Origin of the sequence: Mucilaginibacter hurinus, from assembly GCF_003324525.1 — a bacterium.
GTDB classification, from domain to species: Bacteria; Bacteroidota; Bacteroidia; order Sphingobacteriales; family Sphingobacteriaceae; genus Mucilaginibacter; species Mucilaginibacter hurinus.
Map to the genome: position 1 here is coordinate 135,967 of NZ_QGDC01000001.1, position 14,878 is coordinate 150,844.

A 14,878-nucleotide genomic window follows, 5' to 3' on the forward strand; every position below is an offset into this window, starting at 1 on the left:
GTATTTTGTAAAAGGGTCACGCTCGCCTGATAACGCCTAATAGTAAGGCAACAATTGCTATAACCAATAAAACGTGGATTAAATTTCCTGCATTGTTAAAGAAAAATCCAAATATCCAGCCGATGACCAGGATAACAGCGATAATGTACAATAAACCTCTCATGTTGCAAAGTTTTTAGTTGATAAATGTTTAGTCAAACATCAACTAAAATCATTCCAAAAAAATCTAAATGTCGAAAAAACGGCCTATTGTAAAATTTATATCGCTACACGATTTTAATATTCGTCTTCGTTAAAAAAGAAATCATCCTTTGTAGGATAATCAGGCCAAATCTCTTCTATATTTTCATACGGTTCACCGTCGTCCTCTAAGGCTTGCAGGTTTTCAATAACCTCAACAGGTGCGCCTGATCTGATTGCATAATCAATTAATTCATCCTTAGTTGCGGGCCATGGTGCATCTTCTAAGTGTGATGCCAGTTCGAGTGTCCAATACATATGTTTTAAATATATTTAGTCGGTAAATTACTTTTTCGCAAAAGTATAATATTTTAAAGTTGATTATCAATATTTTTTTTCACATTGCTACACCCTCGGTACCCACTCATTTTCAGGCACTTCACTATCCGCAGCCAGCTTTCGAGCCAATGTAAAGAGGTAATCGCTCAGCCTGTTAAGGTAAATTATCACCTTTTCGTCAACCGTGCTCTCCTGGCTAAGGTGCACAACAATACGCTCAGCCCTCCGACACACGCAGCGCGCCACATGGCAAAATGATATACTGTTGCTGCCGCCTGGTAATATGAAGCTGCGCAATTCGGGCAACTGCAGGTTCATCTCGTCTATCTCCTTTTCAAGCAAATCTACGTCGGCTGTGTTCAAATCCGGTATTACCATACGCGACTTTTCGGGGTCGGCAGCAAGCGACGCACCTATTGTGAACAACCTGTCCTGAATATGCTTCAAAACATCCTTGTCACGTACGCTTAAGCCCTGGTCACGTATCAGGCCGATATATGAATTAAGTTCGTCAACCGTACCATAACTTTCAATACGCACGTGATGTTTTGGTACACGCATTCCGCCTATCAGCGAGGTATAGCCTTTATCGCCTGTTTTAGTATAAATTTTCATTTCATCGCAATTAAACAATTTCGGCGTTGTTATTATTAAAATGTGAGTAAATTACCAAATGTTTACATTTAAACAATTAGGTTTTGGCTATGATACTATTTAAAAAATACTGCCGGGTGTTAATACTGTTTACAATTGCATTTATGCTTTTTGCCTTTAAGTGCGGTAATGGCAAACCCGTGCATCAGCAACAAGACTTGCCGCAAAAAACCGTAAGGGACATCTTAACTGAAACGCACTATAATGAGCTGTTCCCGTTACGTGATAAATTTTATAGTTACAGCGCCTTAATGCAGGCCGTTAGCGAGTTAAGTGATATCAAAATAAAGATCACTAAAAGGGCCTACGAGGCGTTGCAAATACAGCGCATTGATAAAAAAACAGGTAAGGCCAGCATAGTACGACAGGACGAAGGCTTTAATGAAGATTGGGCCCGCTCAAAACCCGACAGTGTTTATTACATAGACTTTGCGCTGTTTTGCACCGAAAAAGATGTACAAACCAATAAAAAGGAATTAGCAGCCTTTTTTGCTCATATTGCTCATGAAACCCGTTTCGGTGAAAATGGCAAGTTTAACGATGGCCTGATGATAAGGCATGAGGCCGACACGAATTTGCAGTATATTGTACCCAACGACGAGTATCCGCCTGTACCCGGCAAAAAGTACTATGGCAGGGGACCCATGCAATTAAGCTATAATGGCAACTACGGTTATGCATCGCACTGTATTTTTGGCAATAAAGAAAAGCTGCTTAATAATCCCGAACTTATTGAACAGGATGCTGTTACCGCCTTTAAAACCGCTATTTATTTTTGGATGACCCCACAGTCGCCCAAACCATCGGCACATGATGCTATAACTGGCAACTGGAAGCCCAATGCAGCCGAGATAGCAAAGGGACGCGTGCCGGGCTTTGCCAGCACTACCAACATAATTAACGGCGCGCTTGAGTGCGGCAAAGGCGATGATAATGCCAACATGCTTGACCGCATAGGGTTTTACAAGCATTTTTTAACGCAACTGGGCACTAAAGATGATAACTGTGGCTGCTCATGCGGTAAGATGGTAGCTTACGCTTATTAATTTAAAAGCAACACAATTAATGATGCAGCGCCGGTGCTTAAAAAGTTAACTATATTATTCCCTATAATGCCCTTGCGCTCCAGCGTGGCCCCCAGTACCGAATCGGCAAGGTTTCCTACGGTGGCAGCAACTATAATGGTAACAAGGGCATAATTGTTTCCGAAGCCTATAACGTATATGGTAGCAATTATGGCACCGCCCCACGCCCCTATCAATGTTCCCTCTACACTTACTACGCCATCCATTCCTTTCTTATCGCGCTTAAAGGTGAGTATATTATAAGCGCCGCTGCCGTAAACCATGCCCAGTTCTGATGATAAGGTATCAGAGGTAGCCGAGGCCAGCGCACCCGCCATCATCAACTGAAATACTGACGCATGTGCAGGAAGGGCGTATGCAAGTACTCCCATCAGCGCCGCTACACCTGCGTTAGCCAGCACCTGTGATGTACGCCGCGTAGCGTCGGCGCGTTCAACCAGCTTCATATCCTCTTTTAATGACTTTTGCCACATGGTGGCGGCACTTCCCATCATAAAAAAGGCCGTAAGCATACTCACGCCTGTAAACCCGGCACCGATGAATACGGCAAGGCCGACGATCCCGCCAACGAAAGCGGCCCAAGGTGTAAGTTTATGCGTACGTATCGCAAAAACCATCCCCGATAACACTATAAGGCATAGTACTACATACTTGAAAGGCATTTAACCGGAAGCGTATTGGTTTGTACATCAAATATATATAAATGGCATACCTTTGCAAGCAATGGTTGATATTTTAGGACAGGCTGTTGATAACTATTACAGGCGCAACAGGCGTAAAAAATTGTGGATACATAATCGTTACGGCCCTAAGGAAGAAATGCCTGTAGCAACGTATTTCAGGGATGAAGATGATATGCCCGATCTTGAGTGGGCTGCGCTTGAACGGTGCCATGGCAAAGTGCTGGATATAGGCGCAGGCGCAGGCAGCCACGCGTTGGTATTGCAGGAGCGCGGTATTGACGTGACCGCCCTTGAGATATCGCCGCTGGCAGCTAAGGTGATGCTGCAAAGAGGCGTACAAAAAGTAGTGGTAACAGACATATTTAACTACCGCGCCGGGCAGTACGATACATTGCTGCTGTTAATGAATGGCATTGGGCTGGCCGGAACTATTGAGAACCTGCGCACTTTACTCCGCCATGCCAAAATATTACTTAAGCCCGGGGGGCAGCTGCTGTTCGACTCATCAGATGTGGCGTATTTGTATGAAGGCGACATGCCGGATGAAGAGTACTACGGCGAAATATGGTATCAATACGAATACGACGGGCAAAAAACCGAGTGGTTTAAATGGCTGTATATCGATGAAGCCACCCTGTTAAAGATAGCCGCGGGAGAAGGCTGGCAGGCTGAAGTATTGATTGAAGATGAGTTTGGCCAGTATTTAGTTAGGCTTAACTATTAACATTGTTAAACCGCATCGACATAAAGCATCTTTAAAAACCCATCAAACCGTTGGCAGAATCCGCCTTTTATCTAAAATATTTCGATGTGTTGGTGAGTCAAATATTAACTTTTTATATAAGTTTACGTAAACATTTTATCACCAAACCAGCGGTTTAATCTGCAATTAATAATTTCCTGTTCCTTAACATATGTCGACTAAAATACAGCCTCTGATTGATAAGCTTATAGGTAAACCCGCTGCTTTCGGCATGGAAGCAAGGGTGTTTCATGCTATATCCGTCATCACTTTAACAGGTCTGTTTTTTAACGTCTTTGTTAACTATCTCCTTAACAACCCGCTTCTTTCGCGATTGATGCTAGCCGGCTTTTTAATGATATCAGTATGCTACTACATTTCGCGGTTTAAAGGTCAGCTTAATATAAGTATCGTAATTTTCAACCTACTCAGTAATGTACTGCTAGTCGGCAACTTCTGTTATCACTCCGGTATTAACGGGCCCACGCTGCTTATTTTTTTATTATCAAGTTTTATTAACATATCTGTAGCACCAAAAAAGCAATATATTTACTGGATAGCACTTAACCTGCTTATCGTGGTATCATTATTGGCCTATCAGTATAACGATGCCGCAAATATTGTCTATTCCTATCGTGACAATCTAAGCCGGTATGTGAATCATGGCTACTCATACGTAGCAGCGGCGGTTATCCTGGCTGTTATTACTACCTATATACGCAACAGCTACCATGATGGCAAATCGCAGGTTGAACAAAAAGCACGCGAACTTAAACATGCCAATATCACTAAAAACAAGCTATTTTCTATACTGGCACATGATCTGCGCTCGCCGCTAAGTTCCATCCAGAATTACCTGGAGATACTTGCCGAATACAGGCTGGACGAAGCGGAGCGAAAAACACTTAACAATGATTTACTTAAAGCCACGCATAACACCCAACAAATGCTGTCAAACCTACTTATGTGGACAAAATCGCAAATGGAAGGCGTAAACGCCAACCTGGCGGTTGTAAACCTCAGGGATGTTTTAAATACCACCCTGCAGGTAAAAAAATCATCAGCTGACGAAAAAGGAATACAACTTACCAATAATTTAAAAAATAATGCACTGGTGATTGCCGATCCGGATATGCTGCAACTTACTGTACGCAACCTCATCAACAATTCAATTAAATTCACGCACCCGGGAGGCGAGATCGAAATATCATCGAACACGTCAAGTGAGGGAGAATGCCGCATTATAATAAAAGACACCGGCATTGGCATCCCCTACGCTATTCAGCAGGAAATATTTTCATTAAAAGTAGGTTCAACCTTTGGCACCCATAATGAAAAGGGCGTAGGCCTTGGCCTTATTTTGTGCAAAGAGTTTACCGAAATGCAAAACGGTAAAATATGGTTTGAGAGCGCCCCGGGCTGGGGTACCACGTTTTACCTTAGCCTAAAAACATTCAGGGATAATACAACTTTTAAAACCGAATTGCAGATAGCCAATAACAACTAGGGGGCAACGTTTATTGCTACGTTCCAAAAACTTCCGAACCGCCTCGCCGCCCTTTCAACCTCTGATAAGCCGGCAGGATTAAGGGGCTTAAACGTGTGCAGGTTTATACTCATTTTATTTTTAGTTACTGTACGTTTCCAGTTGCCGGCAATTTTGCCATTAATTACTACAGCAGGATCAAATATCAGGTATTTTGCCCGCCCATTTTGGTTCGTGTTTATATATGCGCTTCGGTCTTTATAGGCAACTGTTAACTCATCATAGGCCGGCAACAGGTAAGTGCCTGCGGCCGGCAACTTGGTATCTGGTAAGTGAGCCGCCATAAAATACTCAACACCTTTAATATCTACAGCTATCATGTCCTGCTTAATACCTTCAATACCTATTCTCGCATCAGTTATAGTAAGGCCGCTCCACCATGCAAAATCATGCACCGTAGCCGGCCCCCGGCTAGTAAAATATCTGCCGGCTAATTTAATTACCGCCTCTTCTTTGCTTAATGCCTTCGCAGCAGGCACACGATCGTCAAACAGCGCGTAAGTAAATTGCTTATCCTCACGGGCTCCACTGGTTATTACGCATTTCAGCTCGGCATATGCCATCAGGTGCATCATACGTTCGGTACCCGTTGACACACCGTTCTGTTCAAGTATTTCAGACAGTTGGTTGCGGGTAAGCTGCCGGCCGGCCAATGCTGCAGCAAGTATGTCATTACTTTTTTTGTAGGTGGCAGGGTCCAGCTTAAGCTCACGATTGCGGCCGGCACTTATCTGGTGTATACGCGGTGCAGTAAGTTCTGTCATCCAGCGTATATCATCGGGCACAACAAAATGCCAGGTGGGGCGTAATACATGTGTTCGCAGTATATCACCATCGGCCAGGGCTTTCTCAACAACATCGTCATTTGATTTGTTCAGCCGCATACCTAAAGCCCATTTGGCACCAGCATAATCCTGCGCCTGCACTGCACCCATATAGCTTACTATATCCCGCGGATTTTTGTATTGCCGGCGTGATAAATGCTGGTTAAACAGCCGTAAACGGATGATGTCCTTCTCTGTCATGCCATTTACTTCAGTATAGCCTTAGTAGCACCGTAGCCAAATTTTTCTTTTCGGGCGTCCATAAAAGTTTGCACTTTGCTGTGTTTGCTCAAAAGCTTATGTAGTTCATGCCGTAAAATACCATTACCTGCCCCGTGTATAAAAACAATCTCGGGCAGCTGTTGAACAACGGCCGCATCAAGCGTTTTATTAAAATGGTTAAGTTGTATATTCATAATATCCGCGCTGCTTAAAAACTGGTAGTCATCGCGCAGTTTCTCTATATGTAAATCTACCTCGCTCAATGGCTTCTCAATAGTGGTTACCTTTTCATTGGCAGCGGTATAAAAGCTTTCTTTTAACTTACCGGCATCTAATACCAGTTCTGGCTCATCTAACCGAAACAACCAACCCTGCTGCCCCAGTACCGGCAGTTTTGTTTTCGCTCCGGCGAAATCTTTTGCCTTAAACTTTTCGCTGTACAGCAGCGGCTCCGGGGGCTGTATGTTTTGGGGCGTATGGTAAATTATGTGCAGCGTTATTTTTGGCCAAAGCTGCAGGTCGGCTAATTGGGCTGAATATACCTGCGTAGCCGATTTCGGCGCTATAATACCTGAAAATTCACCTTTAAACTTTTCGCCGGCAACCGTAGTAAGCGAGACTAATAACTGAAAAGACGTTTGATTAAGTATATTAAAATGCACTACTGATGGAGCTTTGGCATCAGGCATAGCGCCTAAATAAACCCCTTTTAAAACAAACTCCGCGTCGGGTATAGTAGTTTCGGTTGACTTTTGCGTGTTTCCCTCGGGCTGTCCGCCGTTGTAGCCATGTACGGTAGTTACTTTGCTGGCCAACACCGGTATCTCAAAGTCGTCATCGCCGGTTACTCCTATCATTTGCTCGTCAATAATCCGGGTAACAAAGCCCTCCATCTTTTCATCTACAAACCTTACAAAATCGCCTAATTTATATTTCATGGTACTAAGGTAACCGTTTTAAAAAAGAAAAAGTTTAATTGTGATCGCTGTATACAAAAGGCCGTCTCTACAGGTGGATGATTTACTTGATAAAATAATTTACTTCACACAAAACTATATTAATTAACAAATCAAAAATCACTGCAAATGCATTGTAAATAACACTCCGTGGTTTATTTAAATTATTTTTATTTCCGTAATTATCCTCTTGTTAAACTTACTGCAACTACTCTATTGTAAAACAGATGACTGCTACCAACAAAGTTTTAAACGATGAGTTACTAAGGCAAGTGTTTATACACAACCTTGACAGGCTATACTTTGGCAAACATTACCTTGTTACACATATTGACGATCTTGTACGCAGGGCTTCGTTCAGGTCGCTTAAACTCGCATTAGATGAATTTGCAGACGATATAAAGTTGCAAATAAAACGTATGGACGAAATATACCGTTTATTGAACGTGTCGCCATCCGATGCAAATTGCAATCCGATAAAAGCAATTGTGCGCGATAATTTTTGCCTGGACGAACCTAAGTCGCTTGATATATTAACCGATACCGACATTATCCTGTATATACAAATACTGGAACATTTGAGCATTACGGCATGCCGGCACTTAAAAACTATTGCGGTTTCGCTTAACTTTAAAGAAGCCGACCAGCTACTTACCGAATGCTTTGATGAATCAGTTGATAACGATAACCTTTTTATGCTGATCAATAAAGAATACTACAAATCCTAAGTTAATACTTGACTGCGCTATCATAAACTTTTGCTTTTTTATAACTACCTTGGTAGTTAATATAACTGACCCTCATGAATTTTAAAAAAGTTATCCTCGTGGCTTTTTTAGCCACCGCTTTTGCAGAAACAGAAGCTCAAGGCTTATATATGCCACGTGATATTAAAGCTGCATATAAAAAAGAAACCCGCTCGCCCAACGGTAAACCCGGTAAAAATTACTGGCAAAACCGCGCCAAATATAATATCACTATTACCGCTATCCCGCCGGACAGAAATATAAAGGGCACTGAAAAAATAGTTTACTACAATAACAGCCCTGATACGCTAAAGGCGTTGAATATAAAAATGATAATGAATATTCATAAGCCCGGCGCAACCCGATCATTGCCTGCAAGTGAAGAATACCTGGCAACCGGTATTAAAATTGACAGGTTTTTGGCCGGTGGCCAAAGCGTTTCATATACTAATACCTCGCCCAGCACTAATAAAATTATAAAGCTTCCCTCTGCGCTATTACCCAAAGATTCCGTAGTACTGGACATCGACTGGCACTTTCAGCTATCTGTTGAAAGCGGACGCGAAGGTATGCTGGATCCTACCACTTATTTCCTGGCGTACTTTTATCCGCGGGTATCTGTTTATGATGATTACGCAGGCTGGGACAATATTGAGTTTATTGACCGGCAGGAGTTTTACAATGACTTTAATGATTATGTATTAAATGTAAAAGTGCCTAAAAACTTTGTTGTATGGGCAACTGGAACGCTGCAAAATACCCGCGAAGTACTGCAACCCGAATATGCCAAAAGGCTCGAAAAATCGTACACCAGCGACGCTACCATACGCATTGCAACCCCAAAAGACTACGAAAAGAAAAACATCACCGCGCAAAATGAGCTAAACACCTGGACCTGGACAGCTGATAACATCAGCGATGTTACGTTTGCCCTTAGCGATCATTATAACTGGGACGGCGCAAGCGTGGTTGTTGATCCAAAAACCAGGCGTCGTGCCAGCATGCAGGCGGTGTATGCAGATAGTGCCGCCGATTTTCATCAGGCAGTGCAATTTGGCCGCCAGAGTTTAAGGCTGCTGTCAAACACATGGCCGGGTATACCCTACCCTTTCCCTAAAATGACAACTGTGATGGGGCTTGCTGATATGGAGTACCCCATGATGTGTAATGACAGCCATAACGACGACCCTGATTTTACGCGTTTTATACAGGACCATGAAATTGCGCATACCTATATGCCGTTTTACATGGGTATAAATGAAACACGCTACGCGTTTATGGACGAGGGCTGGGCTACTACGTTTGAATATCTTATAGGGCAGCTTATATCAGGCAAACCTAAGGCCGACTCCCTTTATAAAAAATTCAGGGTGGAACGTTGGATTCACAGTACGGCTACGCACCAGGATTTACCTGTTATAACACCAAGTAACGAGCTAACCAGGGGTTACGGTAACAATGCTTACGTAAAACCGTCATTAAGTTACCTGGCCCTTAAGGATATGCTTGGCGACGATCTGTTTAAAAAATCATTGCATGGATTTATGGATCGCTGGAATGGTAAGCACCCTATCCCGTGGGACTTTTTTAATTCCATGAGTGATGTTTCGGGACGCGACCTCACCTGGTTTTTTAACAATTGGTTTTTTAGCAACCATTACATTGACCTTAGCGTGGAAAACGGCACTAAAACTAATAACGGATACACTATCAATGTACAAAATTTAGGCGGGTTTGCTATACCTTTTGACGTTAAAGTAACGTTTACTGACGGCACCACGCAAACCTTGCACCAGACACCTGCAGTATGGCAGGCTAATCAAAAAAAGGTATCGGTAACTGTACCCACTGCAAAAAATATCAAAACCGTGATTATTGACGGCGGCATATTTTTAGATGCAGACACAAGCAATAACAGCTTTACCATGTAAAACTGTAGTATTTTCAAATAAAAAAACCGGCTATTGCAGCCGGTTTTTTTGTTAGTATATAGTTTGCCTTAAGCGCCCTGCACTCTGTCATTTACGTGGTTAGCGCCGCTTCTTACAGCATCTTTGGCGTCCTCATATTTGTTTTTGGCCCTGGCAATGGTATCACCGGCTTCAGACCGCACAGTATCAACCAGCGTATCAGTATAGTCGGATGCATTGTCTACCGCGCCGTTAAACTTTGATTTAGCCTTATCCACAATACCGCTACCGTACTCTTTTGCATCGTGGGCAACAGTCCGGGCTTTTTCCTTGGCACCGTCTACCAGGTCGCTTAAATAATCTGCTATTTCGTCGCGTGTTGCTTTACCACTATCGGGGGCTAATAATAAAGCCGCTGTGGCGCCCGCTGCTGCACCTATTAAAAGTGCCGCAATTAATTTTGTCTGATCTTTCATGTCTTCTTCCTTTTATGTAGATGTTCCTATGTGTAACAAGATAATATAGTGTTGGTTTAGATTATTTTACAAAAACAGAACGCGGTTGTGAGATCGGGGGCGCTTATCATTTTAAAAGCCATACATAACCCATCATGGAGCGTCACGGACAATATCGCAACTAAGTTTAAAAACGCTGTAAATAGCCCATATGCGTTATTGACCAACCCGTGTTATTCAGATTCCTTTGCAACTATAAATCAAACAACAATTATCGTTATGACGAAAAAATTTACCTTAGCCGCATTACTGGCTCTAATTTTATTTGGCTGTTCAAAAAACAACAACAACCCCGGGCCCGAGGAAGAAAACCCAACCGGCGCCAACTCGACTGTTTTTTACGCCGACACCTTCAGGGTTTATAAAACTGATATGGCAGGCGGCGATCGCAAACTTGTTGTTGATGAGGACATCAAATCAGGCAATAATTATATTGGTTACTTAACCACTATTCCGGGTAAAGGTAAAGTGGTTTATACATATACCACCGGATACCAGGATGGCACAAGCATCCGCATTGTAAATGCCGATGGCAGTGAGAAAAAAATACTTAAAACGATACCTGCAGGCACCACTATTCTTTTTATTAAAGGTGTTGGCAACCAGATTTTTTACCGCACGGGTGTATATAACGGCACATCAGTTACCACCAAAACATATGCTATGGATGCCGACGGCAGTAATGATAAAGAACTGACTGGCATACCTAATGGCGGGTCGATTACTGAAACGCAAATAAGCAGCGAGGGCAAAGGCATTTTAAGCGACGATGGTTATTTTATGAAACTTGACAATGGCGTATTTAAGGAAGCAGAAAGTTTTTACGCCTTTAAAGCAGCCGACAAAACCGACATGTATGATATAGCAATTTCTGCCGATGCCAGCAAAGGGGCTTTTCTATATAAAATAACTGATACTAAATACGAAATACGGATTAAGGATTTATCCGCAACGTCGTCATTCAGTACGCTGTATACACTTAATTTACCGGCGGCCGCTTCCCGTTCAGTTAATATTTTGTGGGTTAACGGTAACAAAAACGTTATGGTTTACTGGGGCAAGTTCACAATTCCCACAGGTTCTCCGGACGATTACACCCAGTGTGAACTAATTGACGCTTCTACAGGTAAAGCAACCATCTGGAAATTTACCGGTGATGAAATAGGAAATGTAGTTGCAGACTAACTTTTTTATAGCTGCAAAGCTAAACACACCAAGCGCAAAGCTTTCTGCTTTGCGCTTGGTGTTATACCAGAACGACGGGATTTAATCCCACACAATATACCATTTGCCGTCGTCGGTTTTGGCGTAGTTTAACCCGTCGGTCATTTCATAAACATCACGCGCCTGCACGGCATCGTAATAATTCCGCTTCTCATAAACACGTATACCATTATTTTCGGCGGTAAGATGTACCATAAGCGCGTTTAGCGTTGGCGCCACATCTTCAAGCCTACGGTACTCTCCTTCTTTTACAAATGCTGAACTCATACTCTTCAGCATTCAAACAACGTACCAACATTTCAATTGATTAATTTTCAGGCTTCTAATTGTATAATCCAAAATATATACTGCTAAAGGTTTATTAGCTTTGAAAAAAAGATTTCAATATGGCAAAGCTTGTTACGGGGTTTGGTGGTTTTTTCTTCAGGGCTAATGATGCGGCGACACTAGGAAAATGGTACGAAGAACATTTTGGCATAAACAGTATGCAAAGCACCGATGTATGGCGGCAGGCTGAGGGCCCAACTGTATTCGCACCTTTTAAAAAGGATACTGATTATTTTGGTAATATGCAGCAGCAATTTATGCTTAACCTGCGTGTTAGTGATCTGGACGTCCTGTTGCAACAGCTTAGGGCCGCCGACGTGCGTATTGATGAAAAGACACACCAGGACGAGATAGGTAAATTTGCTTGGGTATATGATCCTGAAGGCAATAAAATTGAGCTTTGGGAGCCTGGCGAAAAATACCGTTAAACCACTCCTTCCTGATAACCTGGCTAACCTATAAGCCTCTGCTGACTTACCGGTTATAGGCAATCAATTAAGGGCTTATCAAAAAGATATTTATCCTGACATTATAACCGCATTATCAGCGTTATAGGCGTATACTTTTATTTTTTTTACTTTTGCCGCGCATGCAAAACAAATATATTTTCAATCTATTTTTCCTTATCGGCATTTTACTTACCCTGCCTGCCCAGGCTCAAAAACGTCATACCATAAGTGGTACGGTACGTGATGGGGCAACAGGCGAAACACTGATAGGCGCCAGCGTTCGTATCCAGGGTAATGCAGGCCAGTCTGTTACTATTACCAACAGTTATGGCTTTTATTCCCTTACCCAGCCGGATGGCGAATATGATTTGGTGGTAACTTATACAGGCTATCAAACCTATACCAAAAAAGTTAGCCTGGCGGCAAGTTCAACCATTAACATTGAGCTTACGGCCGGCTCAGAATTGCAGGAGGTGGTAATTTCAGCCAGCGACCGGAAAAACGAAAATGTACGCAGCCCGCAAATGGGCCTCGACAAGCTGAATATGAAAGATCTTGATAACGTGCCTGTGATATTTGGTGAAAAGGACGTATTGAAGACCATACAGCTGCTGCCGGGCGTAAAATCAGGCGGTGAAGGTACAACCGGTTTTTTTGTACGTGGTGGCGCGGCCGACCAAAACCTTATATTGCTTGATGAAGCAACGGTATACAATTCATCGCACCTGCTGGGTTTTTTCAGCACCTTTAATGCCGACGCTATCAAGGATGTAAGCCTGTATAAAGGCGGCATGCCATCGCAATACGGCGGTCGCCTTTCGTCAGTACTCGATGTAAAAATGCAGGACGGTAACAATAAGGAGTTTGGCTTTGAAGGTGGAATAGGCCTCATCGCGTCGCGCATAAAAGCCGAGGGTCCGCTGGTTAAAAACCGCGGATCGTTTATGTTTAGCGCCCGGCGCACTTATATCGACCTTTTGCTGCAGGCCTCGCCAGACTCGGCAGTTAAGGGTAACAAGTTGAATTTTTACGACATCAATGCTAAATTGAATTATAAGTTTGACGACAAAAACACCATTTATTTATCAGGATATTTTGGACGGGATAATATTGGTATAAAAAACCTTTTTGAAAACAACTGGGGTAATACTACTGCTACCATACGCCTTAACCATGTGTTTAACAGCCGCCTGTTCTCCAACACCTCATTCATTTATAACAAATACAACTACGCTGTAAGCCTGCTTGATGAGGATAACAATATCAACGTCACCTCGCTCATTCGTGACTTTAACCTAAAACAGGATTTCCAGTATTTTAGCGATAAGCACATACTCCGCTTCGGCTTCCAGGGCACGCATCATCGCATTGCCCCGTCAGATATTACTACATCAGGTAAATCCAGCTTTAACCCGCTAACCATTGAAAACCGTTACGGTATCGAGACAGCGCTATATCTTTCGGATGAATGGAAAGTTAGCGATCAGCTGCATTTTTTATACGGTGCACGTCTCAGCGGTTTTTCATTGTTAGGGCCGGGTACGTTTGACACTTACAATGCAGAGGGCGAAGTAACTTCGTCAAAAACATATAACAGCGGGCAATTTGTTAAAAGCTATTTTTACCTCGAACCGCGCTTTTCGGCCAGCTACAGTCTTAATGATGAAAATTCCATAAAGGCATCGTACAATCGGAACACGCAAAATATACACATACTTAGTAACGCTAACACCAGCTCACCTACCGACCAGTACGTGATGAGCAGCAACAATATCAAACCTGAAATTGGCGACCAGGTAGCTATGGGTTACTTTAAAAATGCAAAAGATAACACGTTTGAATTTTCTGCCGAGGTGTATTATAAATGGCTGCAAAACCAGATTGAGTATAAAAATGGCGCAGAGCTGATTGCCAATGCCAATGTTGAGTCTGAACTGTTATATGGTACAGGCAGGGCTTACGGATTGGAGTTATATGCCAAGAAAACAAAAGGCCGGCTTACCGGCTGGATAAGCTATACGCTGTCGCGTACAGAGCGTAAGTTTGATGAGCTGAACGGGGGAAACTATTTTGCAGCCCGGCAGGATCGCACGCACGATGTTGCGCTGGTAGGCATATTTAACCTTAACAAGCGTTGGTCTTTTTCAGCAAATTACATATATAATACGGGTAACGCGGTTACTTACCCGGCCGGTAAATATAATTTGGGCGGGCTAACAACCTATTATTACACCGAGCGTAACGCCAACCGCATGCCGCATACCACCCGTTTAGATATAAGTGCAACGCTTAAGGGAAAAGAAACGAAGAAATTTAAATCAAGCTGGTCTTTCAGCTTATACAACGCTTTAAACAGGCATAATCCTTACGCCATACAATTCCGGGATAAAAAGGACGACCCCAGCCGTACAGAAGCGGTGCAGATTGCCTTGTTCGGTATAATTCCATCAGTAACCTGGAACTTTAAGTTTTAACA

General features: G+C 42.9%; 16 protein-coding genes. 8 read left to right on the forward strand and 8 right to left on the reverse strand.

The genetic code is table 11. The annotated features are described in order from the left end of the window. Positions 1 to 16: 16 nt before the first annotated feature. From DJ568_RS00510 to DJ568_RS00520, 3 genes are all read right to left on the reverse strand, one after another. Entirely contained in the window at positions 17 to 163 is a 147-nt protein-coding gene (locus DJ568_RS00510; RefSeq protein WP_114003274.1) for a lmo0937 family membrane protein, read from the reverse strand. Positions 164 to 276: 113 nt separating this feature from the next. Continuing rightward, positions 277 to 498 (reverse strand): DUF2795 domain-containing protein, encoded by a 222-nt coding sequence (locus DJ568_RS00515; protein ID WP_002996718.1) that lies wholly within the window; start codon positions 496 to 498, stop codon positions 277 to 279. An 87-nt stretch (positions 499 to 585) separates the two neighbouring features. Beyond that, positions 586 to 1,134 (reverse strand): cob(I)yrinic acid a,c-diamide adenosyltransferase, encoded by a 549-nt coding sequence (locus DJ568_RS00520; RefSeq protein WP_114003275.1) that lies wholly within the window; start codon positions 1,132 to 1,134, stop codon positions 586 to 588. Between the two features lie 143 nt (positions 1,135 to 1,277). Between DJ568_RS00520 and DJ568_RS00525 the strand changes: the two genes are divergently transcribed. After that, a complete protein-coding gene (locus DJ568_RS00525; protein WP_158534843.1) occupies positions 1,278 to 2,219 on the forward strand; it encodes a chitinase in 942 nt (313 codons plus the stop codon). Here DJ568_RS00525 and DJ568_RS00530 read toward each other — a convergent pair. Then, positions 2,216 to 2,920, reverse strand: a complete 705-nt coding sequence (locus DJ568_RS00530; protein WP_114003277.1) for a DUF92 domain-containing protein — start codon at positions 2,918 to 2,920, stop codon at positions 2,216 to 2,218. The two genes, DJ568_RS00525 and DJ568_RS00530, sit on opposite strands and share 4 nt — an antisense overlap. 61 nt (positions 2,921 to 2,981) lie before the next feature. On the opposite strand from DJ568_RS00530, the gene DJ568_RS00535 reads away from it, so the two are divergent. After that, on the forward strand, positions 2,982 to 3,665 hold the full coding sequence (locus DJ568_RS00535; protein WP_114003278.1) for a class I SAM-dependent methyltransferase: 684 nt from the start codon (positions 2,982 to 2,984) through the stop codon (positions 3,663 to 3,665). 190 nt (positions 3,666 to 3,855) lie between these two features. Beyond that, positions 3,856 to 5,190, forward strand: coding sequence for a sensor histidine kinase (locus DJ568_RS00540; RefSeq protein ID WP_114003279.1), 1,335 nt, complete (start codon positions 3,856 to 3,858; stop codon positions 5,188 to 5,190). Here DJ568_RS00540 and DJ568_RS00545 read toward each other — a convergent pair. Both DJ568_RS00545 and DJ568_RS00550 read right to left on the reverse strand, forming a co-directional pair. Beyond that, the gene (locus tag DJ568_RS00545; protein WP_114003280.1) at positions 5,187 to 6,254 is read right to left on the reverse strand and encodes a winged helix DNA-binding domain-containing protein; all 1,068 of its coding nucleotides are present in this window, start codon (positions 6,252 to 6,254) and stop codon (positions 5,187 to 5,189) included. The two genes, DJ568_RS00540 and DJ568_RS00545, sit on opposite strands and share 4 nt — an antisense overlap. 5 nt (positions 6,255 to 6,259) lie before the next feature. After that, positions 6,260 to 7,213 carry a Smr/MutS family protein gene (locus DJ568_RS00550; protein ID WP_114003281.1) on the reverse strand — a complete coding sequence of 318 codons (954 nt, stop codon included), beginning with the start codon at positions 7,211 to 7,213 and terminating at the stop codon, positions 6,260 to 6,262. 245 nt (positions 7,214 to 7,458) lie between these two features. Here DJ568_RS00550 and DJ568_RS00555 point away from each other — a divergent pair, with 245 nt between their 5' ends. Both DJ568_RS00555 and DJ568_RS00560 read left to right on the forward strand, forming a co-directional pair. Further along, positions 7,459 to 7,959, forward strand: a complete 501-nt coding sequence (locus tag DJ568_RS00555) for a DUF892 family protein (RefSeq protein WP_114003282.1) — start codon at positions 7,459 to 7,461, stop codon at positions 7,957 to 7,959. Positions 7,960 to 8,033: 74 nt separating this feature from the next. Then, positions 8,034 to 9,908, forward strand: coding sequence for a M1 family metallopeptidase (locus DJ568_RS00560; RefSeq protein WP_114003283.1), 1,875 nt, complete (start codon positions 8,034 to 8,036; stop codon positions 9,906 to 9,908). Between the two features lie 68 nt (positions 9,909 to 9,976). Here DJ568_RS00560 and DJ568_RS00565 read toward each other — a convergent pair whose 3' ends face one another. Beyond that, on the reverse strand, positions 9,977 to 10,363 hold the full coding sequence (locus tag DJ568_RS00565) for a YtxH domain-containing protein (protein ID WP_114003284.1): 387 nt from the start codon (positions 10,361 to 10,363) through the stop codon (positions 9,977 to 9,979). Positions 10,364 to 10,621: 258 nt separating this feature from the next. Here DJ568_RS00565 and DJ568_RS00570 point away from each other — a divergent pair, with 258 nt between their 5' ends. Next, positions 10,622 to 11,587 (forward strand): hypothetical protein, encoded by a 966-nt coding sequence (locus DJ568_RS00570; RefSeq protein ID WP_114003285.1) that lies wholly within the window; start codon positions 10,622 to 10,624, stop codon positions 11,585 to 11,587. A gap of 81 nt (positions 11,588 to 11,668) precedes the next feature. Here DJ568_RS00570 and DJ568_RS00575 read toward each other — a convergent pair whose 3' ends face one another. Continuing rightward, positions 11,669 to 11,893: a hypothetical protein gene (locus DJ568_RS00575; RefSeq protein ID WP_114003286.1), complete on the reverse strand. Its 225-nt coding sequence runs from the start codon at positions 11,891 to 11,893 to the stop codon at positions 11,669 to 11,671. A 119-nt stretch (positions 11,894 to 12,012) separates the two neighbouring features. Here DJ568_RS00575 and DJ568_RS00580 point away from each other — a divergent pair, with 119 nt between their 5' ends. Together DJ568_RS00580 and DJ568_RS00585 are read left to right on the forward strand one after the other, a co-directional pair. Beyond that, a complete protein-coding gene (locus DJ568_RS00580) occupies positions 12,013 to 12,381 on the forward strand; it encodes a VOC family protein (RefSeq protein ID WP_114003287.1) in 369 nt (122 codons plus the stop codon). Between the two features lie 161 nt (positions 12,382 to 12,542). Next, on the forward strand, positions 12,543 to 14,876 hold the full coding sequence (locus DJ568_RS00585; protein ID WP_114003288.1) for a TonB-dependent receptor: 2,334 nt from the start codon (positions 12,543 to 12,545) through the stop codon (positions 14,874 to 14,876). Positions 14,877 to 14,878 lie beyond the last annotated feature (2 nt).

Excerpts from the sequence above, each read along its gene's own strand:
- DJ568_RS00530 (WP_114003277.1), bottom strand. The coding sequence starts at position 2,920 with ATGCCTTTCAAGTATGTAGTACTATGCCTTATAGTGTTATCGGGGATG.
- DJ568_RS00580 (WP_114003287.1), top strand. The coding sequence starts at position 12,013 with ATGGCAAAGCTTGTTACGGGGTTTGGTGGTTTTTTCTTCAGGGCTAAT.
- DJ568_RS00545 (WP_114003280.1), bottom strand. The coding sequence starts at position 6,254 with ATGACAGAGAAGGACATCATCCGTTTACGGCTGTTTAACCAGCATTTA.
- DJ568_RS00585 (WP_114003288.1), top strand. The coding sequence starts at position 12,543 with ATGCAAAACAAATATATTTTCAATCTATTTTTCCTTATCGGCATTTTA.
- DJ568_RS00525 (WP_158534843.1), top strand. The coding sequence starts at position 1,278 with ATGCTTTTTGCCTTTAAGTGCGGTAATGGCAAACCCGTGCATCAGCAA.
- DJ568_RS00535 (WP_114003278.1), top strand. The coding sequence starts at position 2,982 with ATGGTTGATATTTTAGGACAGGCTGTTGATAACTATTACAGGCGCAAC.
- DJ568_RS00510 (WP_114003274.1), bottom strand. The coding sequence starts at position 163 with ATGAGAGGTTTATTGTACATTATCGCTGTTATCCTGGTCATCGGCTGG.
- DJ568_RS00570 (WP_114003285.1), top strand. The coding sequence starts at position 10,622 with ATGACGAAAAAATTTACCTTAGCCGCATTACTGGCTCTAATTTTATTT.
- DJ568_RS00555 (WP_114003282.1), top strand. The coding sequence starts at position 7,459 with ATGACTGCTACCAACAAAGTTTTAAACGATGAGTTACTAAGGCAAGTG.
- DJ568_RS00565 (WP_114003284.1), bottom strand. The coding sequence starts at position 10,363 with ATGAAAGATCAGACAAAATTAATTGCGGCACTTTTAATAGGTGCAGCA.
- DJ568_RS00550 (WP_114003281.1), bottom strand. The coding sequence starts at position 7,213 with ATGAAATATAAATTAGGCGATTTTGTAAGGTTTGTAGATGAAAAGATG.
- DJ568_RS00520 (WP_114003275.1), bottom strand. The coding sequence starts at position 1,134 with ATGAAAATTTATACTAAAACAGGCGATAAAGGCTATACCTCGCTGATA.
- DJ568_RS00575 (WP_114003286.1), bottom strand. The coding sequence starts at position 11,893 with ATGAGTTCAGCATTTGTAAAAGAAGGAGAGTACCGTAGGCTTGAAGAT.
- DJ568_RS00560 (WP_114003283.1), top strand. The coding sequence starts at position 8,034 with ATGAATTTTAAAAAAGTTATCCTCGTGGCTTTTTTAGCCACCGCTTTT.
- DJ568_RS00515 (WP_002996718.1), bottom strand. The coding sequence starts at position 498 with ATGTATTGGACACTCGAACTGGCATCACACTTAGAAGATGCACCATGG.
- DJ568_RS00540 (WP_114003279.1), top strand. The coding sequence starts at position 3,856 with ATGTCGACTAAAATACAGCCTCTGATTGATAAGCTTATAGGTAAACCC.